The following is a 1,269-nucleotide window of genomic DNA, read 5'->3' on the forward strand; positions in this document are numbered from 1 at the left end:
TTGTGCGCCGAGCATGGCGTTGTTCTAGGAGGTGAAAGTCCTCTACGGGCTCAGTCGAGCGAGAACCGTTAGCCTATGCAAGGGTGTTCACCGTGAGGTGAAATCTGAAGGAAGCGAATGGCAAAACTTGGTTGCGACGAACAGAAATCTGATAGTAGGCCTATGCAACTTGGGTAACCTAGCAATAGATAGAATAGCCCAATGCCTCGACGGGAAGTGTGTATAGGTAAATCAGGCACGACCAAGGGAAAGAACAACGTCTTACCTCGGGAGATCTTATCGCTTGTCTCAGATGAGACTAACGCAGTAGTGATGCTGCGTGACGGGTGGTAAGAAGTCAGCAGAAGGCATAGTACCTTGAGGAAGTACAACTCAAGGGAAGGCCTGAACTGAATATATCAAGAAGCAGTCACTAGACACTCAATCATGTGGAGTCATAGCAAGATGAAAATCATCTCTACGTCCCAATGGGCGATACCGCAAGTAAAGCTCATGGTCACGAAGAATGACAAGCATGGTAGGCGTAGACAGGAGGACGAGTCTTGGTGACCTCAACTTCGTTGATGGAGCAAATCTGTTCCTCAACCAACTTGAATCAAGCTCTTAGACGCGTGAAGAAGAACAAAGGATGTGCAGGTGTCGACAAGCTCGACATAAATGCCACTATCTCAAGGCTTCGAGAAGCTTCAAATGGGCAAGAACTTCGCCAGAGCCTTCTGGATGGAAGTTACCAACCTCAGCCCGTTCTGGGTGTAGAAATCCCCAAACCTAATGGTGGCGTAAGGCTGCTGGGTATCCCAACAGTGCTTGATAGAGTTGTCCAACAGGCAATTACCTCAGTACTGTCAGATATCTATGACCCTATGTTCTCCAATAGTAGTTACGGATTTAGACCAAACCGCAGTGCTCACCAAGCATTGGCGGCAGCAAGCCACTACATCAGGGAGGGGCGGGGTTATGTAGTCGATATTGACCTAGCGAAATACTTCGATACCGTGAACCACGATAGACTGATGCACAGGCTATCGGAGGATATCACGGACAAACGGGTACTGAAGCTGGTCAGGTCATACCTACAGGCAGGCATAATGCGAAACGGGTTAGCCGAGCAGAGGCAACGAGGGACACCACAGGGTGGACCATTATCTCCGCTGCTATCAAATATCGTATTAGATGAGTTGGATAAAGAGCTTGAGCGAAGAGGGCATAAGTTCTGCCGATATGCAGATGACTGCCAAATCTACGTGGGCAGTGAGGAAGCCGCGAACC

General features: G+C 49.0%; 1 protein-coding gene. It reads left to right on the forward strand.

Annotation, left to right across the window (positions count from 1 at the left end):
* Positions 1-563: 563 nt before the first annotated feature.
* A partial coding sequence (ltrA, locus tag BIT28_RS00085) for a group II intron reverse transcriptase/maturase (RefSeq protein ID WP_175577464.1) occupies positions 564-1,269 on the forward strand: 706 nt, incomplete at its 3' end.

This window comes from Photobacterium proteolyticum (assembly GCF_001939735.1).
GTDB classification, from domain to species: domain Bacteria; phylum Pseudomonadota; class Gammaproteobacteria; order Enterobacterales; family Vibrionaceae; genus Photobacterium; species Photobacterium proteolyticum.